We start from the raw sequence: 20,667 nt of genomic DNA, 5'->3' as shown, positions 1-20,667 counted from the left end.
CTCGAGAGTAAGACCCATCCCCATCAGAATTCACCCCAAATTCGGAAGTTCACGCGCGGACTGTTTGCGTGCGTGTATTGTTGAGCAACCCCAGGCACGGATAGCGCGACCATGCCGTTGAAATATTCGAACGTCTTGAACCGGGTGCCGACGCCGTAGCTCCACTCGACGAATGACGACTGCTGATCGACCAGCGGCTGCTGGATCGACGCGTAGCCGGCGTCAAAGAACGTGAAGAAGCGCCAGTCGTTGAAGGTGACGAAGCGCGGCTTGCCGTCGCCGGTTTCGCTCTTGAGTTCGCCTTGCAGCATGCCGCCGACATTGGGGGTGCGCAGCTCGAAGTTGGCGACTGCGCCGTTGTCGCCGAGCACCTCGGATTCGAGGTAGCCGCGGACGGTATCGAGACCGCCGAGGCTGAACTGCTCGCTCGAGACCAGCGGCCCGTCGGCAATCTGCCCCTGCACCTTGCCGTAGAGCTGGAAGCCTTCGGGCAGCTCCTGGGTATGCGAGACGTCGAGGTTGAGGTGGGTGAAGCTCGGCGAAGCCTTGAAACGCTTCGCGTCGAACTGGTCCCACGGGCTGCTCAGCGTCCGGATATTGTAGGTGACGCCGGCATTGAACTGCGTCGTGAACTTCTCTTGCTGGAACGTCGCGCCATAGGTCGCGACAACAGGATAATAAGTGACCGGTGACGAGAAGCCGTCGGTGCCGAGCTTCACCGTCTGGTCGAAATGCTTGTAGTCCACGCCGACCGACAGCGTGTGGAACAGGCCCTCGCGGGTCGGCAGCGTGATCACGGCGCGCTCGCCGATGATCATGCCGGGGCCAACTACGTTGGTGCCGCCGATGGTCGCGACGTTGCTGTTCGACTTGACGCTGTAGAACAGCAGGTTGAGCCAGTCGGCATTCGGGATCCGCGCCATATAGGAGCCGGAGAACACCTCGGCATCGCTCGGCCGTTCCGGTGCGACCTGGTAGGTGAAGCTCAGCGAATGCCCGAGCTGCCACAGATTGTCGTAGTGCACGGTGGCGGAGACGCGGCTCGCGGTGGTGGACGGCGATTGCCGGTTGTTCACCTCGAGGCTGGCGTGGAGCGGCGCCTTGTCCTCGACGTTGAGATCGACGTCGACGGTGCCGGGCGCCACGCCGGCGCGCAGGGCCGGCGTCACACGGCGATCGGGCCACTGGTTGAGCGACACGATGTCCTTGGTGACATCGGTGAAATTGGGGACACTGCCTTCCTTCAGCGACGGCGCGCTGTCCTTGATCCGATCGAGATCGAAATAGCGTGAGTTCTTGACGCGAAGGCGCCCGACCTTCAGCTCGCTCACCTTGAGCGTGACCACACCGCCCGTGACGTTCTGCTGCGGGACTGCGACGCTGACGGTCTGAAAGCCCTTGTCGTGGTACGCCTTCTCCAGCGCGGCGCGCGCCTTCTCGACGTCTTCCGAGGTCTTGTTCGGACCGAGGAAGGGATAGATCGCCTCCTCGATCTCGACCTGCGGCAACTTCTCGGCGCCCTGCACCGCGAAGTCGTCGATGTCGAAGCGCTGCAGCGGCGCCGACGGCTTCTGCGCCGGCGCATTCGCCTCGGCCGGCTGCTTGGCTGCCGCGGGCGCCGCGGCCGCAGCGGCAGTATCTTTCGCCGCTTCCTTTGCCGCGCGCGCCGGCACAATGGCTACCACGGAGCCAACCACGGAGAGTGCTGCGGCCGACACACGCAACCCGATCCGGCGTCGCGAACGATGCCCAATTAACCAATGATCTCTTCGACTACGCACAGACGTCCCACTTTACTTCGCGCAGATGCGCGCCATCGCGACAGGAAGACCGCGATGACGGCGCCTTACTCAGAAGACGTCTGGACGAGTGCAAACCCGCAAAAGAATCTGCGGCATCGCGGAATAAATTTTTGATTTGTTAGGAAGTCGAGCGACGCGCCGCCGATTCGTTCGAATGGAGCCTTTTTCGTTCCGATTGAATCGGAACGAAGCCAGGCCTCCGGATCTTTGTTTGACGCGTTTTCTTCACACGAATTGATTATCCGCTTCGCGAAGACGCTCCGGGTCAGCTCATCAGCACCACGCCGCCTGGCAGCGATGTGATCCGCGCGCCGAACAGTTGCTCGACCTGGGCGACGAAATTGTCGAGCTTGTCGACTTGAAATGTGCCGTTGACGAGCCGGAGCTTCAGTTCCGCGTTGGTGATGATGATCTTTCCGGCGCGGTACCGGTTCACTTCGTCCACCACACTCGCCAGCGGCCGGTCTCGGAAGATCAACAATCCGGTCTGCCAAGCAGCGACCTGCCTGGCATCCACCGGAAGCGAGGCCTGCAATCCGGCGCGCGAGTAGGTGACCTGTTCGGCCTTGCGAAGCTGCACGGAGCGGCCGTCCTGTTCGACGGTGACGATGCCGTCGAGGCACGTCACCGAAACGACGCCGTCGATGCACCGCGCGTTGAAATCAGCCTGCAGCGCACTGATGCGACCGTCGCGCGCCAGCATCACCAGCGGCGTCGGCGACGACCTTCGGGCGACCACGGAGGCCTCGCCCGAGATCAATTCGATCCGGGTTTCGTTCGGCGTCGGCCGCAGCGCAAGGCTGGTCTGGGTGTTCAATTCAACCGAAATATCGGGCGCCAGCATCACCTTGCGCTGTTCGCCCTTTCCGGTCCGGTAATCGGCCGAGAGTTCGTCGATCGACGGCCACATCTCGAGTGGCGGACGGATCATCATGTAGCCGGCCGCGGCGGCGATCGCGCCGCCGAGCACGATGCGGCGTGTCAAAGCGCGAGACGGCCGGGACGGCAATGCTACGACGGAAGCCGCGGCAGCCTTTTCCTCGGCAAGTTCCTTTGCCGCTACGCTGGCGGTGCGGAGCAGGCTTGCAGCCGTCCTGAACGCTTCTTCGTGGTCGGGGCTTTGCGCGCGCCAACGCTGCAACGCGTCGACATCGGCACGCGTCGGCGACCCGGCTTTCAGCCGGACAACCCAGTCAAGCGCCTCATCCAACAACGGATCGGGCCCGGATGTGCGGGTCGGCTCTGTCACGACGGATTGCTCATCACCCTGCCCGCCAAACCTCAATCTCTCGATCGCGTCGAGCACATAGCGAAGGTCGCTATATAGACGATTCCGGCGGCAGCAGGGCACCGCAATCGGCCGTTGCGCACAACGCAAGCAGAAACATCCAGCAATTGCGGCTTGCGCCACATCGCGGCGCGGCGATCGCATGCCGGTTCAATCGCACCTGAACCTGTCTTCAAGCGGCTCAACACTTCCAGCGAACCTTTCCCAGGCAGCCCAACGATCCTTATGAGATCGCTGTCTATTCGATAGACGACTGAAAGCCCGCTATCCCGCAGAACAGAGGTTGAAGTTCGTGCAGTCTGTTACTCTTGATTCAAGGTCAAGCGCTTGCAGCTGCTGGAAATTGTCGTCCGCAATGAATTTCGAAGCCCGTCGCATGACGGCCGACCTCGCGGCCGGGCGAGTTCGATCACGAACGGGGACGAGGACCGCCGAGACGTCGGATCAAAGTATAGTCGAGGCAATCGGCACAATGGCTCAAGGCCAACTTCAAATCGCTTTCCACCGTTCGCACGCTGACGCCGAGCCGGGTCGCCACATCCTGCGGCGAACGTCCCTCGATCGTAATACTATGAAGTACGTCGCGCGGCCGCTCCGGCAATCCGGCCAACGCCCGCTTGAAAGCGTCGATATCGGAACGCGCCTCGACGATTCTCGCCGGGCTCGGTCCATCGTCACTGACGTCGAGCAGTGCATCGATCTCGGTGGCGCTGACGCGGAGATTCTGCGCCTTCTGACGATCCCTCGCGATATTGATCGCGATGCGAAAAATATAGTCGGCGGGGCTGCGGATCGGCACGGCGTCAGTGACCCGCTCCAGCCGCAGGAACGTCTCGTGCAGGGCTTCGTAAGCGAAGTCCGACGATCCCAGACGGCGGGTCAGTTTCTTGACGAGGCCGTCATAGTTATCTGCCAGCTGGCCCCGCAGCCGCACTCGATTGATTTCAGCCACGTTCCGCGGCCTCCCAGACACCAGCCCGATATCCAGATTGAATTGTTCTTGAAGCTGGCCAATCTCGTAACGGCTGCCCACAACACATTTATGACGGTAACAAGTCGACGCCGACGACACGCAGGCTGATGCGTCGGGGTCACATCCAAAGAGTGAACTGGCGCTCGGCGAAAGCGGCGCGCCGGATCAGGCCGGGTCGAACACCAGCGTGATCTGGATGTTGAGCCGGTCGGGCAGAGCCGAGGGAATCGACGGCAGCGGCTGCGCGCGCCGGATCGCGTCGACGGCCGCCTTGTCGAGCACGGCCTCTCCGGAGCTGGTCTTGACCCAGACCTCGAGCAGGGTGCCGTCCCGTTGCATGGAAAACAGCGTCTCGACCGCCCCGTGCAGCCGGCCGAGCCGCCCCGCATTCGGGTAGCGCTGATAGCGCGCAACATGACGAAGCAGCGTCTGCTGAAACTTCACTGCGGCACTGCTGGGCGGCGCATCGGCTGGCGATGATGTCGAACGCAGGCTCGGCACCGCCGGTTCTGCCGGCATCGGCTCTCGCGCCGGGGCAGCGGTCAGATTGTCTAGGGACGGATCGGAGCTCTCCGGCGACACGTCGGTCCGGCTGGCGAGGGTCGCGGCTTGCGGCTGCGACAGCGGCGCAACCGGAATGGGCGCGGGCGACGGGCTCGGCAGCAGGCGAACCTGCACGATCGAGCTCTGCTCCCGGCTTGCCGGTCCAGCCGGCGGCTGCAGCCGGATCCAATAGATGCCTCCGACGAACAGCAGCGTCGCGATGGCCGGCACCAGGAGCAGGCGCAGGACCTCACCCGAGGTCCAGGCGCCGGGATCCTCGGGATGAAACAGCAGGCTCATCGGGCTGACGCCGCGCCCGCCATCAAGTCCACTGGTGTCGTTGCCACTCATTGAAACGATTTCACCCGGATCGCGATCCGCACCGGCTGCGACGCATTCGTGGGCGTCGTTCGGCTCACGGTCAGTCCTTGCAGCGCCGCCGTCACCGCCGCATCGCGGTGCTGATCGCCGGTCGACCGCAACAGCTGGGTTCGCTGAATCGTGCGTGAGGGATCGATCCACAGGTCGACGACGAGCTGATAGCTGCCGCCGCGGGACCCGATATTCTTCTGCAGCGCCTTTTGAATGTCGAGCTGCAGGCTTTCGCTGTAGTCGCGCAGCGCGCCGGTGTCGTTGCCGTCATTGCTCGCGCGCACCTGCAGCGTGCCCAGCGACAGATCCGCGGTCAGAAGCGGGCTCGCCGGCGGCCGGTCGGCGCGCGCGCTGCGCGAAGCCAGCGTGATGGCGTCCGGGCGAATGTACTGGACCTTCAGATCGGTTCCCTTCAGAAGCAGGTTCAGTGCCTCCTCAGGCGTGAGGGTTCCTTCGACCGGCGCCGACTTCCTGCCGGTTGCCGAATTGCTTTCGTAGAGCACCTGAACGCCGGTGCGTTCGCCATAAGCCTGCAGCGCGCCGGCAAGCTGCTGCGCGGGGATGTTGAATTCGATCGGCGTGGATGCGGCAACGATCTCGCGCTGCTGCGCGGCAACCGCGCAGACGCCGCCGATCAACAGCGCCGCGCAAATCCCGAACAGATACCGCGACCCTGCGGAGGCTCCCGGAGCGTCAACGCCAACAGCAGCGCCGCCGCCCGCGCCATATGATCCAACTGCCGTCATAACCTTGCTTCGGCCCAAAGTGACCGTTGGTGAAATTCGGCCAGCATGTCTGTGCGGGTTGGCCTTCCGGCCCGCGAACCTGCGTTCTTTATATCTGGAATGTGACGGCCGTCTAACTGGCCTGTCAATCGACCGGAGTGGCTGGGAATTTGTGCTGACCTTTCAGCGTAAAAAGTTCCCGGCGCCAGCCCGGGAAGCTCCGAGCGCAAGGCCGGCAGCCCGAAGTGATCCAAAAAACGAGCGAGCGCTCTCTCAGAAAAATTGATCATCCCCCTTTTCCGGACGCCGCTTCGTGCGCTAGGAATTAAGCAAGGGCGACGAGCCCAGCCTGGACCGGCAACAAAACGAAACGGTCCGGGGACATAGCCAGGGAGGCAACGTGGGTCTCGCCCGTCAGCGGCCGGGGACGAATGCGTTCGCGATGGACGTGCTTTGCGCGCGTATCCTCGAACGTCACAGGGATTCCATCCGGGTCCAGAAAACGCATCTCGCCGTTCCGAACCTCACGCGCATCATCGGCGCGACGCTCACGCTTTCCAACAAGCACGGCTTTCATGCCACCACGCTGCGACAACTCGCGGAGGCCTCGGGCCTCAGCATGGGCGGTCTCTATACTTACTTCGACAGCAAACCGACGCTGCTGGCGATGATCCTCGGCGAGGTCGCCGAGACGGCGGCGGAGGTCCTCACCGCGCCGCCCGCCAGCGTGAAGCAGGATGCGCGCAAGCATCTGCACTGGATCATCGCGACCCATGTCCGCATGAGCGAGGCGATGCAGCCCTGGTTCGTGTTCTCCTTCATGGAAGCGAAGTCGTTTCCGCCCGCGGAGCGACAGCGCGCCATCGAGATGGAGGTGATGACCGAGAAGATCATCGCCGACGTCCTCAAGCAGGGCGTTGCCAGCGGAGTGTTCGCGATCGATCAGGTCACGCTGACGGCCTCGCTGATCAAGCCGCTGCTGCAGGATTGGTACGTCAAACGCGCCAAGTACCGCAGACGCGGCACCTCGATCGAGACCTACATCAACGCCGTCGGCGCGTTCGTCGACGCCGCGGTCGCCGGCAGGACACGGCCTGGCCGGGCCGTGGCCGGCTCCCGCGCGAGATCCAGACAGACGGCGCACCCATAAAGGCAGGAAGGACGAGGCAATGAAGCGATTGCGATTCAATCAACAGGAGATCGTCTTCGCCGTCTTTGCTTTGCTGTTCCTGGCGTTCTCGATTTTCCTGCGCGGATTCCTGACGCCGGAGAACATGCTGACGCTGCTGCAGAACGTCGCCGTGCTCGGCATCCTCGGGCTTGCCATGGCGATCGTCGTGATCGGGCGCGGCATCGATATCTCGCTGATCGCAGCGCTGGCAGTCCCTCCCGGGCTCGTGCTGCAGATGGTGCAGAACGGCCACTCGCTGCCGGCCTCGCTGCTGACCGCCGTGCTGCTCACGATCGCCTTCGGCCTGGTCAACGGCTGGCTGATTGCCTACGCCGAGGTCCCTTCGCTGTTTGCGACGCTGGCGACCGGCCTGCTGCTTGCCGGCCTCGGGCAGGCCGCATTATTCCAGCTCGACGTCGTGCAGTGGAGCGACGGTATGAAGGGTTTCGAGCGACTCGGACAGGGCACCATCCTCGGTATCCCGACCTCGATCGTGATGTTCGCGATCGCCTGCGTGGTGGTCGCCTTCCTGCTGCGCCAGACCCGCTGGGGCGCCTATATCTACGCGATCGGCGACAATCCCTACGCGGCCCGCGTCACCGGCATCCCCTCGCGCCCGATCATCGTGTTGCAATACGTCGTGGCGGCGCTGATCGGCTGCTTTGCGGGCCTGGTGATGGCGGCCTCCGTCAACTCGATGCCGACCCGCATCTTCAACTCGACCCTGATCTACGACGTCATTCTCGTCGTCGTGCTCGGCGGCATCGGCCTGTCGGGCGGCCGTGGCGGCGTGCTCAACGTCGTCATCGGCACGCTGCTGATCGGCACCATGCTGAACGGCATGACCATCATGGACATCTCCTACGCCGGACAAAACCTCGTCAAGGGTGTCGTGCTGCTGCTCGCCGTCATCACGGATTCATTCCTGAATCCGCGCAACGAAGAAACGGCACAGCAGGGCGACATCTGAACCAGCCACCACAAGATCAACACGACCAAGGAGGAAGCAATGAAGTGCGCTGTCAGGACTGCCAAGGTGATCGCCGCCGCATTCGGACTTGCAGCCATCGCCGCCCCGGCTCTGGCCCAGCAGGGCCTCGACGAGCCGTTCCAGAAGCCGTTCAAGGAGGCCCTCGCCGGCAAGACGGTGGCCTACGTTCCGGTGGCCATGAATTTCGACCTCACCGAAGGCTGGTACGCCGGCCTGAAGAAGGAGCTCGAGCCCCTCGGCGTGAAGTTCGAGATCCGCGATCCCAACTGGAACACCAATGCCGGCGCGCAGGCGGTGACCTCGCTGATCTCCGAGAAGCCGGCCGTGATGGTGATCCACAATCCGGACGTGCAGACCTACGCCAAGCTGCTGCAACGCGCCGAGAACGAAGGCATCTACGTCATCCAGATCAACATGGGATCGGCCTATCGCTCTTCGGCTTTTGTCGGCGCCAACTGGATCGAGATCGGCGAGAAGGACACTGAAGCGGTGGTCAAGGCCTGCCAAGGCAAGTCCAACAAGATCGCCATCGTGCAGGGCGCACTCTCGGCGGCGGCCAGCGCCTACACGCTCAAGGGCGTCGAGAACGTGCTCGCCAAGCATCCCGAGATCAAGGTGGTCTCGAGCCAGGCGGCCGACTGGGATGCCGCGAAAGCCAAGGCGATCACCCAGACGGTGCTGAAGCAGAATCCCGATCTCTGCGGCATCGTCGGCTTCTGGGACGGCATGGACATCGGTACCGCCGCGGCGGTGAAAGAAGCCGGCCTGACCGGCAAGGTGTTCGTCGCGACCTCCGGCGGCGGCGAGCGCAAGGGCGCCTGCGAGCTGGTGAAGTCCGGCGCCTTCGACCTCAACATGAGCTACGACGTGCCGACCCAGGCCGCGCAGATGGCCGGCACGATCAAATGGCTGCTGTCGTCCGGCGCCAAGGCCGGCTCGATCAAGGGTTCGGAATACACGACCCTGATTCCGATCACCAAGGAGAACGCGGACAGCCAGACCGCGTGCTGGAATCTCAGCGACCTGAAGAAATAGTCCGGCCATTCCCGCTTGATGTCCCGGGCGATCTCGCCCGGGACATCGATCTCCCGAAATCGAACGCCTTGCTGGAATGCCGATGCGCGACACCTTGACGAGCCTGCGTTACCGCTACTGGCCGGATCATCTCCTCGGCGAGATCCTGTCCAAGCGATGGACCGAGACCGCAATTCCGGTGATCCTGCTCCTGATCGTCGGTTTCGCGCTGAGCCGCTCCATCGACCACTTCCTGTCGCCGGCGAGCCTTGCCGACACCGCGCGGCAGGCCGGCGAGATCGGCTTCATCGGGCTCGGCATGGCCCTGGTGGTCATCGTCGGCGGCATCGATCTGTCGGTCGGATCGATCTTCGCACTGACCGATTTCTGCGCGCTCTATCTGCTCGACGTGCTGAACTGGCCGGTGCCTGCGGTGGTGGTGGCCACCCTCGCCTGCGGCGCATTGCTCGGCGCCGTCAACGGTGTCCTGATCGGCTACTTGCGGCTACGCGCCTTCATCACCACGCTGATCACCCTGATCATCTACCGTTCGGCGTTCGATCTGCTGATCCAGCGGTACTCCAATTCGATCGCCGCGGCCTTTCCCGACATCCCCTCGTGGAATTTCATCGGCGGCGGCGACGTGTTCGGCATTCCGAGCGTCGCGCTGGTCTATGTCGCGATCGCGATCTTCGGTCATATCTTCATGACGCGGCTGCGCCCGGGCTGGCACATCACCGCGATCGGCGGCTCGCGCCGTTCCGCCTACAATTCCGGCATTCCGGTTCGCCGCACCATCGCGCTCTGCTATGTCGCAAGCGGTGTGCTGACCAGCATCGCCGCGCTGTTCTTCGCGGCACGGCTCGGCACCGTCGGCGGCGACATCGGCGTCGGCCTCGAGGTGATCGTGCTGACCGCGACCGTGCTCGGCGGCATCACGCTCGGCGGCGGCAAGGGCTCGGTCGCCAAATCGCTGGTCGGCGTGCTGATCGTGCTGTTGATCACCAACGGGCTGACCACGCTCAATGCGCGCGGCGGCATCAACCGCATGGCGCTCGCGGGCATCCTGCTGGTTGCCGCGATGGTCGACATCCGCTGGCAGAAGAACCGCACCCGCATCATCAGCAAGGTCTACGTCGCGCCGACCTATCACGCGCTGCCGCCACCGCCGGCCACCGAGATCGGCCAGGGCGGCCCGTTCGAGCAGAACGACAAGCTGCGCGACGTCGAATTGATCGGCCTCGGCCGCATCGAGGCGCCCGAGGACGTGATCCTCGATCGCAACAACAATCTCTACGCTGGCTCGCGCCATGGCGATATCATGCGCTTCTTCGCGCCGGACTATCAGCGGATGGAGGTGTTCGCCCATATCGGCGGCCAGCCGCTCGGCATGGCCTTCGACCGGCAGGACAATCTGTATGTCTGCATCGGCGGCATGGGCCTTTACCGCATCACGCCCGACGGCACCGTGGAGAAGGCGACCGACGAAACCAACCGCAGCATGCATTCGGTCAACGACGACAGCCGCCTGCGGCTGGCCGACGACCTCGACATCACCGATGACGGCCTGATCTTCTTCTCGGAAGCCACCGTGCGCTACGAGATGGACGAATGGCCGATCGACGGCCTCGAGGCGCGCGGCAACGGCCGCATCATCTGCTACGACACCAAGACCGGCGCCACCCATACCGCGCTGCGCGGCCTGAAATTCCCCAACGGCATCTGCGTCGCCAGCGACGGCCAGTCGATCCTGTTCGCCGAAACCTTCGGCTGCTCGATCAAGCGGCTGTGGTTCGCGGGGCCGAAGAAGGGCCTGGTGGAAGTGGTGATGGACAATCTGCCGGGCTATCCCGACAACATCAATCTCGCCTCCGACGGCAATTACTGGCTGGCGCTGGTCGGCATGCGCAGTCCGTCGCTCGACCTCGCCTGGAAGATGCCCGGCTTCCGCCGCCGCATGGCCAAGCGCGTCCCGGTCGACGAATGGCTGTTCCCGAACATCAACACCGGCTGCGTCGTCAAGTTCAACGAGCAGGGCAAGATCCTCGAATCGTTCTGGGACCTGCGCGGCGAGAACCATCCGATGATCACCTCGATGCGGGAGCATCGCGGCTATCTCTATCTCGGCGGCATCATGAACAACCGGATCGGCCGCTACAAGCTGGAGAACGCCGACCCGAACTTCGTGCAATATGACAAGCGCTGGGGGAAGCTGTCGTGATCGCGGCCGTCAGGGAATTCGCCAACCGCTTTCTCGGCCGTGGCGAGGCCACCATCACCGTGCCGTCGTTCGACGGCGCGCTGAAGCCCAATCAAAAACTGGAGGCGGCAACCACCTTGCTGGAATGCGAGGCGCCAGAAGATCTCGCAACCGACGGCCGCAACCTCTATATCGCCGACGGCCGGCGTCTGCTGCGCCTCGACGGCAGCGCCGCGACCGAGTTGCGCAGCTTCGAGCAGCCGATCTCGGCGCTGTGCGCGCTCGCCGAGGGCGGCATCGCCGTCGCGCTCGGCGGCCGCGAGGTACGGCTCTACGCCGATCCCACCTCGGGCGAGCCGAGCGTGAGGTTCAGCGACGCCGCCTTCAATGCGATCAACGCATTGACGCCGGCAGGCGACGGCACCCTGATCGCGACCGACGGCTCGGCGACCTGCGGCGTCGACGATTGGGCGCGCGACCTGATGGAGCTCAACCGCAGCGGCCGCGTGTTCCGGCTCGACCCCAAGACCGGATCGGTGAAGCCACTGGCCTCAAAACTCGGCTACGCCTTCGGCGCCTGCGCGCGCGGCGATGGCGTGCTGGTCAGCGAAAGCTGGCGGCATCGTCTCGTGCTCGTCGCGGACGACAAGGCGCCGCAGATCGTGCTCGGTCACCTGCCGGTCTATCCGTCGCGGTTGTCGAAGGCCGCCGGCGGCGGCTACTGGCTGACGGCGTTCACCGCGCGCACCCAGCTGGTCGAGTTCGTGCTGCGCGAGCCGGCCTACCGGCGCCGCATGATGGCCGAGATCGATCCGGCCTATTGGGTGGCGCCGCGGCTGCGGTCGGGCTTCTCGTTCAAGGAGCCGATGCAGGGCGCGCACATCAAGACGATGGGCGTCATCAAGCCGTGGGCCCCGCCGCGTTCCTATGGCCTCGTCATCCGGCTGAGCGAAGACGGCAAGCCGCTGTATTCGCTGCATAGCCGGGTCGACGGCGTCAATCACGGCGTCGTCGCCGCGCTGGAACTGGGCAGCGACCTTGTGCTGATCGCCAAGGGACCGGGCCGCGTCCTGAAACTGCCCCTCGCCGGGCTTGCCGAGGAGACAGGCTCATGAGCGACACCGTGCTGTCCCTGCGCAAGGCCACCAAGCTTTACGCCGGCGTGCCTGCCATCGAGGGCGTCGACTTCGACCTCCGCCGCGGCGAGATCCACGCGCTGGTCGGCGAGAACGGCGCCGGCAAGTCGACGCTGACCAAGGTGATGGCCGGCGTCGTGACGTTGACCTCGGGCAGCATGACGGTCGACGGCGCAGACGTCGCGCCACGCACGCCGCTCGAGGCCCGCAATCTCGGCATCGCCATGGTGTTCCAGGAGAACAGCCTGGTGCCGACCATGACCGTCGCGCAGAATCTGTTTCTCGGACAGGAGAAATTCTACAACCGGCTGCGCGGCATCTACATCGCCGCCCAGCAGTTCCTGCAATCGCTGAATTTCGACGTGACGCCGACCGCGACCGTGAGCGGGCTCGGCGCCGCCAAGAAGCAGATGGTGGAGATCGCGCGCGCGGTCCTGCACAAGGCCAAGGTCATCATCTTCGACGAGCCGACCGCGTCGCTGACGCCGGAAGAGAAGAAGTATTTCTTCGACCTTGTTCGCGATCTCAAGAAACGCGGCGTCTCGATCGTCTTCATCTCGCATGCGCTGGAAGAGGCCCTGCTGCTCGCGGACCGGATCACCGTGCTGCGCGACGGCAAGCATGTCGTCACCGACGATGCCGCGAAATTCGACCGCGCCGCGATCGTGCAGGCGATGGTCGGACGCGACCTTTCCAACACGCTGTACGGTGCGCGGAAGACCGGCGTCCGTCCGGCCGGCGCGCGCGTGCTCACGGTGCAGAACCTCAAGATGGCGCCGATGGTGAAGAACAATTCGCTGTCGGTATTTGCCGGGCAGATCACCGGCGTGTTCGGCCTGGTCGGCGCGGGCCGCACCGAAACCTTCAAGATCGTCTCCGGCGTCTTGAAGCGCGACTTCTTCCACGGCGGCGAAATCCTGCTGCACGACAAGCCGGTGCGCTACCGGGTTCCGGCACCGGCGGTCAAGGCCGGCATCGCCTATGTCACCGAGGACCGCAAGGTCGAAGGCTTCTTCGAGACTTCCTCGATCGCCCGCAACATCTATCTCGGCCTGCTCTCCAAGTTTCCCGGAGGACGGATGCTGCTGTCGCGGCGCGAGACCAACACAGTCGGCAAGACCTGGACGCAGCGACTGAAGGTTCGCGCCATCGGCGACGAGGCCAGGGTGGTCGAGCTGTCGGGCGGCAACCAGCAGAAGGTCGTGATCGCCAAATCGCTGGTGCAGGAGCCCGACCTGATCATCTTCGACGAGCCGACCCGCGGCGTCGACGTCGGCGCTATCGTCGAGATTCACGAGCTGATCAACCAGCTTGCTGACGAGGGCAAGGCGGTGGTGGTGATCTCATCCTATCTGCCCGAGATCATGGCGCTCTCCGACCGCATCCTGGTTTCGCGCCAGGGCAAGGTGGTCGAGGAATTCTCCGCGCTCGAAGCCACCGAGGAGAAGATCATGTACGCGGCGATCCACTGACGCCGCAACGGACATCCGTTCCGGAATCGCTCGAGGCTGCGTTTTGCGCGAGCGACCGCATTCGGTGCGATCCTGGTTCGGCTGCTACTGCTTTGGACCGACGGTCCCGGTCGCCTTCAATCTCGCCGACCTCACCCAACCCGAGACATCGTCGCCGCCCCGCGGATTGAGGTACATCACCGACGACCAGCCATCATTGGTTTGCGCATAGGCGACGAGCTCGTCATTCGGAATGACGAACACCCCGCTGATCGGGCAGTGAAGATTCGGCGCCGAGTAGAATTGCAGCCGCCCCTTGCCCGTCACCACATTGGCGAGCGGCGGCGAGAATATCGGGACGCGATCGGTGCCGGTCGTCGGCTCCTTGCAAATCGACGGCGTCTGCGCCTGCACGGATGCGCCGAGCGCACCGAGCATCACGGCGGTGCAAACCATGCTGGCGAGGACCGATCTGTCCGACATCATTTCACTCTCCCGGACCGCGTTGATGGCGATCTCCGGGTGTTTGTCGCCGGATATGCCGAGCAGGTTCTACGGATCCGATCGAGATTGCATCCTCAAGCAACCCGCACGCATTCACTCGGTCGCCCGATCGGAAGTCCCGGCGATCATCTTTTATGCCATTGAGATATCGGCATGATTTTGCCGGTCGCCGTCCCCGTCCCGTTTGGGCGGGCCTGGAACCTGTCGGAAAACGCAACACGCGGTCGGGCCAGGCGGCACGCTGATTGGTTGAATTCACGACGCCGGCATCTTATGCGTGGTCGCCATGAACAACCTTGCCACCACCGATATGTCCCTGACGTCATGGCCGCGCCACCTGGCGCGCCCCGACAAGCCGGCGCCGTTCCTGCCGATGAACCGCGCCGAGATGACGGCGCTCGGCTGGGACCAATGCGATATCGTGCTGGTGACGGGCGATGCCTATGTCGACCATCCGAGCTTCGGCATGGCGATCATCGGCAGGTTGCTGGAGGCTCAGGGCTTCAGGGTCGGGATCATCGCGCAGCCCGACTGGCAGTCGGCCGAACCGTTCAAGGCGCTGGGAAAGCCACGCGTGTTCTTCGGCGTCACCGGCGGCAACATGGATTCGATGGTCAACCGCTACACGGCGGACCGACGGCTGCGCCACGATGACGCCTACACGCCGAACGGCGAGGGCGGCCGCCGGCCGGACCGCTGCACCATCGTCTATGCCCAGCGCTGCCGCGAGGCGTTCAAGGACGTGCCGATCGTGCTCGGCGGCATCGAGGCGTCGCTGCGCCGCATCGCGCATTACGACTATTGGTCCGACAAGGTGCGCCGCTCGCTGCTGGCAGACGCCAAGGCCGACCTTCTGCTCTACGGCAACGCGGAACGTGCGGTCGTCGAGGTGGCGCACCGGCTCGCCAATGGTGAAGCGCCGCGCGATCTCGATTCGATCAGGGGGGTCGCGCTGTTTCGCCGCGTGCCCGAGGATTACGCCGAGCTGCATGCCGACGATCTCGACTCCGCCGACGAGGGCGCATCGCGCCAGCCGGGCAACATCGTGATCCGCCTGCCGGCCTGCGAGCAGGTCGAGCAGGACCGCGAGGCCTACGCCCGCGCCTCGCGCGTGCTGCATCGGGAGAGCAATCCCGGCAATGCGCGGCCGCTCGTGCAGCGTCACGGCGACCGCGATTTGTGGCTCAATCCGCCGCCGATCCCGCTGTCGACGGCCGAGATGGACTCTGTCTACGACCTGCCCTACGCGCGGGCGCCGCATCCCTCCTACAAGGACGCCAAGATCCCGGCCTGGGAGATGATCCGCTTCTCCGTGACGATCATGCGCGGCTGCTTCGGCGGCTGCACCTTCTGCTCGATCACCGAGCACGAGGGCCGCATCATCCAGAACCGCTCCGAGGGCTCGATCCTGCGCGAGATCGAGCGTATCAGAGACAAGACGCCGGGCTTCACGGGCGTGATCTCCGACATCGGCGGGCCGACCGCCAACATGTACCGGATGGCCTGCAAGGATCCGAAGATCGAGGCGGCATGCCGGCGACCGTCCTGTGTCTTCCCCGAGATCTGTCCGAACCTCAACACCTCGCATGACGACCTGATCCAGCTATATCGCAAGGTGCGCGAGGTGAAGGGCGTCAAGCGGGTGATGGTGGCCTCAGGCGTGCGCTACGACCTCGCGGTGGAGAGCCCCGAATACATCAAGGAGCTCGTCACCCATCACGTCGGCGGCTACCTGAAGATCGCGCCCGAGCACACCGAGCGCGGCCCGCTCGACAAGATGATGAAGCCGGGCATCGGCGCCTACAACCGCTTCAAGAAGATGTTCGATGCTGCCGCCGAGCAGGCCGGCAAGAAATACTATCTGATCCCGTATTTCATCGCGGCGCATCCGGGCACGACCGACGAGGACATGATGAACCTCGCGCTCTGGCTCAAAAAGAACCGCTACCGCGCCGATCAGGTGCAGACGTTCCTGCCCTCGCCGATGGCGACCGCGACGGCGATGTACCACACCGGCGTCAATCCGCTGCGCGGCGTGCGCCGCGGCGCGAGCGACAAGGTCGAGGCGATCAAGGGCCTCAGGCAACGGCGGTTGCACAAGGCGTTCCTGCGCTATCACGACCCGGACAACTGGCCGCTGCTGCGCGAGGCGCTGAAGCAGATGGGCCGTGCCGATCTGATCGGCTCGCGCCCCGATCAGCTCGTGCTCGCACACCAACCGCCCGGCACCGGCAAGGCCGCCGGCACGCGACGACCCCTGCGCGAGGGCGGCCGTGCACAGCGCTTCACCACCAAGGGCTTGCGGATGGGCAAGTGAGAGGCCATCGGCGGTCGGATGTCAGATCCGGCCAAGCCTGGCGACGCGGTCACTAATAAGTTGGCTGGTTCAGTTCGTGCCCGCGATGACGGCGAGGTTGTTCAGGACGGGCGTCGAGCAGAAGGCGACGACAAGCGCGATATTGTAGACGTTGTTGCTGCGCCAAAGCAGCCACGTGATGACAAACGTCAAGCCCAGCTTGGGCACCAGCCACCATACCCCGAACCACGTCTGGGCCAGATGCATGAACGGGTTCAGCTCGCCCAATCCGAGATCCAGGATCACGTTGGTCGACACGAGGTCGGCGTACCCGAGCAAGAGGGCGCAGAGTACCAAGAGACCTTTAACCCAATTCATTATGAGACTCCCGATGCCAGAGATTCCGGAGATGCCGGATTGGCCAGATCACGCTGTTGATGATGTCCACTCGCTCGGCAGGCACGAGGCCCGTTGCGGGATACTCGTCCGGCTTCGGCACCCAGGCCGTGCCGAACAGAATGTCGAGGAGCGGAAAAAAGGCGGCGAAGTTTTTGTCGCGATGCTCAGGACGGACCGAGTGATGGATCCGGTGCCATTGCGGGTTGTTGATCCATGTCACATACCGGCCGAGCGGGATGCGGACATTGAGATGAGCGCATGCATCGGGGAGGAAGAAGATAAACCCGACAGCTATCGCCATGTCTGGCGGGACGCGGAACAAGATCGCCATGATCGGAAGAAAGGCTTCGGAGAGCGCCCTCTCTAACCAGAAATGCCGGCCGCCGGTGATGAACGTAACGCCGTTCGCGCTGTGATGGAACGAGTGCATCGCCCAGAGAAAGGGGACCGCATGTTGAAGACGATGGTATGCGTACTTGTAGAGATCGAGCGCCACCACGACGATCGCAAGTGAGACGTACCACCAGTAACCTTCAGTCGGTAACTTGATCCAGCCAACACCGGCATAGCTCGCAATTGCGCCGGCACTAATCGCTGCGGCCGGAGCGAGCATGTACGACAAGCCGAGGCTCACGATCACCGCGAGCCAATCATCACGAAACTCGTCGTGGGGAACGTCTGCAATCGGCCACCGTTTCTCCAGGATGCGACTGCCATAGACGATCCCCAGAAATACCGCCGCGTAAAAGATGACGTTTGCAACGTTACTCGGCATGAGAAATCACTCGCCGGCTCAATAGGGCAGACAATAAGAATAAAAACAGTCTCTGCCCTATATGCTGAAAAACCTTATTTTTTCTCAACGTTCCGGCGAGCGCAAGCAGGGTTTTTACGGGACGCCCCTCGCCTTAAAGCTGCTTCCGAAGCGCCGCTGGTCGGTACGGATGTCGAATTGATCCGGAGGGCACCGAAACGCTGTCGCTTGCGACCCAGTCAGCAGTCGCGGCCTGTCGCTTCTGTGCATGAGCGGCGACCCGCGACAGAAATGTTTCGCTAACGGTGTCGCCGAAGAATTCATCGCGACGCTGTCACAAGCCGACGCAGGTGCCGCGCATCGCCGCATACGAGAAGGCCCGCGACGTTGTCGCGGGCCTCGGAGGGGATCGGCTATGCAGCTCAATGCAGCGAGCGGTCGGTACGGGCAGAAGCCCGTGCGTTCTTGATCTTGCTTCGCGGTGTCAGGACGCTGAGCTGATGCGGCGTGGCCGACGTCGCGGCGATCGGCGCCTGCTCGTGGACATTGGCGGCGCCAAGCGCACCGGCCTGCACCGGCGAGATCGGCAGGCCCGCGGCTTCAAACGTCGGAAGCTCCGCTGCCGATGCGCTCGTTGCACTCGCGATCGCGAGGGCGGCGGCGATGATGGAGAGGGAAATCTTGGTCACTTGAAGGCTCCTCGATGGGGTCCGAGAAGCAGTGGTAGGCTCGTTTTGTTGCAGTGCAATAAAGCCATTGCGGCATCGCACAAACAATTGAGCGCCGCGGCAGAACGACAACGGACGTCGCAGCGCCGCTGGCGCTCTCGCCCGGTAGCGAACTCGGCTGCCGCCGTGAAAAACCAATGAAAACAAAGACGAATGGCGCGCCCGGAACGATTCGAACGTCCGACCCTCAGATTCGTAGTCTGATGCTCTATCCAGCTGAGCTACGGGCGCATTTTCGCGGATGGGCTTGAAGCCCGCAAGGTTCCAGGAAACCCGGAACGTCGCGAAAGAGCGCTCTAGCTACAGGCTCCCGGCCCGGTTGGCAAGCTCTGGAAATGCCAATTTCGGCGCAGTTTTGGCCGCCCGAAATACCGGGGCCGCCTACGCCCGCGCCCGCTCGCTTCGGATCGACAGCAATTCCACCGGGCGATCCGGGATGGAAATCCGGAAGGTGGCACCGATGGTACCCTCGACCAGGTGAATATGGCCGCCATGGGCGCGGATCAGCTCGGCGGCAATCGCGAGGCCGAGCCCGCTGCCGCCGGGGCGGCCGGAGGTCTGGAACGCCTCGAACAGGTGTTCGCGCGCCTTGGCCGGCACGCCGGGGCCGGTATCGGAGACCTCGATGATCGCAACCGTCCCCTCGCGGCGGCCGGTGATGCGGATCTGCTGCGCACCGCCATCGCCGTCCTGCCGGCTTTCCAGCGCCTGCGTGGCGTTGCGCACCAGGTTGAGCAGCACGCGGAACAGCTGGTCCGGGTCGGCGTCGATGGTCAGGCCGCGCTCGATCGCGCTGATCCAGGTGATCGAGACATCGGTCGCCAGCCCGGCCGATTCCCGCACCTCGGCAACCGCGGGCTCCACCATGATCACGCGGCGGTCGGGTGCCGCCTCCTGGGCGCGGCCGTAGGACAATGTCGACTGGCAGAAGGCGATGGCACGCTCGAGCGAGCGCAGCAATTTCGGCGCAAAGCGCTGCACCCGCGGGTCGGGCACGCTGGCAAGCTGGTCCGACAGCAATTGCGAGGATGCCAAGAGGTTGCGCAGGTCGTGGTTGATCTTGGAGACGGCAAGCCCGAGCGCGGCGAGCCGGCTCTTCTGATGCAGCATCGAGACGAGGTCGCGCTGCATGTCCGACAGCTCGCGCTCGGCAACGCCGATCTCGTCGCCGCGCTGGCTGGGCACGATGATTCGCGCCGAGCTCTCCGGATTTTCGTGGAAGCCGACCAGGCTTGCGGTCAGCCGCCGCATCGGCCGCACGAACAGGTAATGCAGCGCCAGATAGACCAGACCCGCGGTGAGGCCGGCGATCAGGAGTGCGACGACCAGCACGTTGCGCGAGAATCGATACATCGCCTGCCGCAGCGGCTTCTCGTCGATCACCACCTCGATGAATTGCGCCTGGCCCGGCGCCGGGCCGACCACGCGGATGGTCTGGTCGCCATGCTCCAGCATGATCTCGAAGGCATCGACGATCGCCGACCACACCGTCATGGCCCGCATGTCGACGTCGTGATCGATCGCGGCCGGCAGGTCGGCGCTGGCGAGCAGGCGGCGCTGCTGCCCGAGCTTGATGGCGACGGCACGGGCGCCGATGCTGGTGAGAATCTGCCGCGCCAGCGAATCCGGCACCAGGCCGGACGGGGCCGCGTCCAGCACCAGCGCCGCAGTATTGGCGGCGGCCAGGCGGTCATTGAGCCGGTTCATCCGGAAGTTGGCGATGGCCGGTACGTAGATCAGGAGCCCGGCGATCATCACCAGGGGAATCGTCAGCAGCAAAAGCTTGCCCGACAGCCCGAGCCGAAGGGTCGGCTTGGGCCGCTGCTTCTGCGCGGTCGCCTGATCGTCAGTTAGAGCCACAAGATAAGGCCTTGTTTGGCTTAGGGGTCGGAAGATGCGGCCCGGCCCCCGAGCCGGTCAAATTACGGATCGCTAATGTCGCCGGTTCCCCGGACGCCCCAAAGCGCACCCTTACCGTCAAATACCCCGCGAAATCAGATATATTCGCCCCAATTGCGACGTTTCAAAGAACCCTTTTTGCGACGCCGTGTGACATTGACGAAAACCGGACGCTCCCTTATAAGCCGCGCCAACTGTCCGCGATGGCCCGGTTCTTGACCGGGGGCGGCTCTTTGGGGCCGTAAACGGCTCGTTTGGGCCCGCCAGCATCACCGGACTCCATCTCAATACAACGGCAAATTGCCCGGTCAGCGGAGAATTACCCGTGAAGCGGACTTATCAACCCAGCAAACTGGTGCGCAAGCGCCGTCACGGCTTCCGCGCCCGCCTCGCCACGGCCGGCGGCCGCAAGGTCCTCGCT

18 protein-coding genes and 1 tRNA gene are annotated in these 20,667 nt (G+C 64.1%); 8 read left to right on the top strand and 11 right to left on the bottom strand.

What is annotated here, in order from left to right; all coding sequences use genetic code 11:
• Positions 1-23 precede the first annotated feature (23 nt).
• From H8A92_RS28115 to H8A92_RS28095, 5 genes are all read right to left on the bottom strand, one after another.
• The gene (locus tag H8A92_RS28115; protein ID WP_229198763.1) at positions 24-1,685 is read right to left on the bottom strand and encodes a ShlB/FhaC/HecB family hemolysin secretion/activation protein; all 1,662 of its coding nucleotides are present in this window, start codon (positions 1,683-1,685) and stop codon (positions 24-26) included.
• Between the two features lie 382 nt (positions 1,686-2,067).
• Complete coding sequence (locus tag H8A92_RS28110) at positions 2,068-3,051, bottom strand: FecR family protein (RefSeq protein ID WP_229198762.1); 984 nt, start codon at positions 3,049-3,051, stop codon at positions 2,068-2,070.
• Between the two features lie 448 nt (positions 3,052-3,499).
• Complete coding sequence (locus tag H8A92_RS28105) at positions 3,500-4,123, bottom strand: RNA polymerase sigma factor (protein ID WP_229198761.1); 624 nt, start codon at positions 4,121-4,123, stop codon at positions 3,500-3,502.
• Positions 4,124-4,228: 105 nt separating this feature from the next.
• Complete coding sequence (locus tag H8A92_RS28100; protein ID WP_229198760.1) at positions 4,229-4,957, bottom strand: energy transducer TonB family protein; 729 nt, start codon at positions 4,955-4,957, stop codon at positions 4,229-4,231.
• The gene (locus H8A92_RS28095) at positions 4,954-5,724 is read right to left on the bottom strand and encodes an STN domain-containing protein (protein WP_229198759.1); all 771 of its coding nucleotides are present in this window, start codon (positions 5,722-5,724) and stop codon (positions 4,954-4,956) included. The genes H8A92_RS28100 and H8A92_RS28095 overlap by 4 nt, the downstream gene beginning before the upstream one ends.
• A 421-nt stretch (positions 5,725-6,145) precedes the next feature.
• Here H8A92_RS28095 and H8A92_RS28090 point away from each other — a divergent pair, with 421 nt between their 5' ends.
• The 6 genes from H8A92_RS28090 (at position 6,146) to H8A92_RS28065 (ending at position 13,687) form a co-directional block, all read left to right on the top strand.
• Complete coding sequence (locus H8A92_RS28090) at positions 6,146-6,853, top strand: TetR/AcrR family transcriptional regulator (protein WP_229198770.1); 708 nt, start codon at positions 6,146-6,148, stop codon at positions 6,851-6,853.
• A gap of 19 nt (positions 6,854-6,872) precedes the next feature.
• On the top strand, positions 6,873-7,844 hold the full coding sequence (locus H8A92_RS28085; protein ID WP_229198758.1) for an ABC transporter permease: 972 nt from the start codon (positions 6,873-6,875) through the stop codon (positions 7,842-7,844).
• Positions 7,845-7,883: 39 nt separating this feature from the next.
• Positions 7,884-8,900, top strand: a complete 1,017-nt coding sequence (locus H8A92_RS28080; RefSeq protein WP_229198757.1) for a sugar ABC transporter substrate-binding protein — start codon at positions 7,884-7,886, stop codon at positions 8,898-8,900.
• A gap of 76 nt (positions 8,901-8,976) precedes the next feature.
• The gene (locus H8A92_RS28075) at positions 8,977-11,100 is read left to right on the top strand and encodes an ABC transporter permease (RefSeq protein ID WP_229198756.1); all 2,124 of its coding nucleotides are present in this window, start codon (positions 8,977-8,979) and stop codon (positions 11,098-11,100) included.
• The gene (locus H8A92_RS28070) at positions 11,097-12,194 is read left to right on the top strand and encodes an SMP-30/gluconolactonase/LRE family protein (protein WP_229198755.1); all 1,098 of its coding nucleotides are present in this window, start codon (positions 11,097-11,099) and stop codon (positions 12,192-12,194) included. The genes H8A92_RS28075 and H8A92_RS28070 overlap by 4 nt, the downstream gene beginning before the upstream one ends.
• Entirely contained in the window at positions 12,191-13,687 is a 1,497-nt protein-coding gene (locus H8A92_RS28065; protein ID WP_229198754.1) for a sugar ABC transporter ATP-binding protein, read from the top strand. Before H8A92_RS28070 ends, H8A92_RS28065 begins: the two co-directional genes overlap by 4 nt.
• A gap of 84 nt (positions 13,688-13,771) precedes the next feature.
• Here H8A92_RS28065 and H8A92_RS28060 read toward each other — a convergent pair whose 3' ends face one another.
• Positions 13,772-14,149, bottom strand: a complete 378-nt coding sequence (locus tag H8A92_RS28060; RefSeq protein WP_229198753.1) for a hypothetical protein — start codon at positions 14,147-14,149, stop codon at positions 13,772-13,774.
• Positions 14,150-14,456: 307 nt separating this feature from the next.
• On the opposite strand from H8A92_RS28060, the gene H8A92_RS28055 reads away from it, so the two are divergent.
• On the top strand, positions 14,457-16,487 hold the full coding sequence (locus tag H8A92_RS28055) for a YgiQ family radical SAM protein (protein ID WP_229198752.1): 2,031 nt from the start codon (positions 14,457-14,459) through the stop codon (positions 16,485-16,487).
• Positions 16,488-16,556: 69 nt separating this feature from the next.
• On the opposite strand, the gene H8A92_RS28050 is transcribed toward H8A92_RS28055, so the two are convergent.
• The 5 genes from H8A92_RS28050 to H8A92_RS28030 form a co-directional block, all read right to left on the bottom strand.
• Positions 16,557-16,844: a DUF5658 family protein gene (locus tag H8A92_RS28050; RefSeq protein ID WP_233285647.1), complete on the bottom strand. Its 288-nt coding sequence runs from the start codon at positions 16,842-16,844 to the stop codon at positions 16,557-16,559.
• Positions 16,831-17,640 (bottom strand): sterol desaturase family protein, encoded by an 810-nt coding sequence (locus H8A92_RS28045; RefSeq protein WP_229198750.1) that lies wholly within the window; start codon positions 17,638-17,640, stop codon positions 16,831-16,833. The genes H8A92_RS28050 and H8A92_RS28045 overlap by 14 nt, the downstream gene beginning before the upstream one ends.
• Before the next feature lie 401 nt (positions 17,641-18,041).
• Complete coding sequence (locus H8A92_RS28040; protein ID WP_229198749.1) at positions 18,042-18,308, bottom strand: hypothetical protein; 267 nt, start codon at positions 18,306-18,308, stop codon at positions 18,042-18,044.
• Between the two features lie 193 nt (positions 18,309-18,501).
• Positions 18,502-18,578, bottom strand: a tRNA-Arg gene (locus tag H8A92_RS28035).
• 150 nt (positions 18,579-18,728) lie between these two features.
• A complete protein-coding gene (locus H8A92_RS28030; protein ID WP_229198748.1) occupies positions 18,729-20,207 on the bottom strand; it encodes a sensor histidine kinase in 1,479 nt (492 codons plus the stop codon).
• A gap of 364 nt (positions 20,208-20,571) precedes the next feature.
• On the opposite strand from H8A92_RS28030, the gene rpmH reads away from it, so the two are divergent.
• Positions 20,572-20,667, top strand: a 96-nt coding sequence (gene rpmH, locus H8A92_RS28025) for a 50S ribosomal protein L34 (RefSeq protein WP_229198769.1), incomplete at its 3' end; no start/stop codon positions are given.

The organism is Bradyrhizobium acaciae, from assembly GCF_020889785.1.
Taxonomy (GTDB): Bacteria; Pseudomonadota; Alphaproteobacteria; order Rhizobiales; family Xanthobacteraceae; genus Bradyrhizobium; species Bradyrhizobium acaciae.
Note: the sequence above shows the minus strand (reverse complement) of the source record. Positions and strands in the feature narration are given on the sequence as shown.

Excerpts from the sequence above, each read along its gene's own strand:
- H8A92_RS28100 (WP_229198760.1), bottom strand. The coding sequence starts at position 4,957 with ATGAGTGGCAACGACACCAGTGGACTTGATGGCGGGCGCGGCGTCAGC.
- H8A92_RS28095 (WP_229198759.1), bottom strand. The coding sequence starts at position 5,724 with ATGACGGCAGTTGGATCATATGGCGCGGGCGGCGGCGCTGCTGTTGGC.
- H8A92_RS28090 (WP_229198770.1), top strand. The coding sequence starts at position 6,146 with ATGGACGTGCTTTGCGCGCGTATCCTCGAACGTCACAGGGATTCCATC.
- H8A92_RS28085 (WP_229198758.1), top strand. The coding sequence starts at position 6,873 with ATGAAGCGATTGCGATTCAATCAACAGGAGATCGTCTTCGCCGTCTTT.
- H8A92_RS28080 (WP_229198757.1), top strand. The coding sequence starts at position 7,884 with ATGAAGTGCGCTGTCAGGACTGCCAAGGTGATCGCCGCCGCATTCGGA.
- H8A92_RS28075 (WP_229198756.1), top strand. The coding sequence starts at position 8,977 with ATGCCGATGCGCGACACCTTGACGAGCCTGCGTTACCGCTACTGGCCG.
- H8A92_RS28065 (WP_229198754.1), top strand. The coding sequence starts at position 12,191 with ATGAGCGACACCGTGCTGTCCCTGCGCAAGGCCACCAAGCTTTACGCC.
- H8A92_RS28060 (WP_229198753.1), bottom strand. The coding sequence starts at position 14,149 with ATGTCGGACAGATCGGTCCTCGCCAGCATGGTTTGCACCGCCGTGATG.
- H8A92_RS28055 (WP_229198752.1), top strand. The coding sequence starts at position 14,457 with ATGAACAACCTTGCCACCACCGATATGTCCCTGACGTCATGGCCGCGC.
- H8A92_RS28050 (WP_233285647.1), bottom strand. The coding sequence starts at position 16,844 with ATGAATTGGGTTAAAGGTCTCTTGGTACTCTGCGCCCTCTTGCTCGGG.
- H8A92_RS28045 (WP_229198750.1), bottom strand. The coding sequence starts at position 17,640 with ATGCCGAGTAACGTTGCAAACGTCATCTTTTACGCGGCGGTATTTCTG.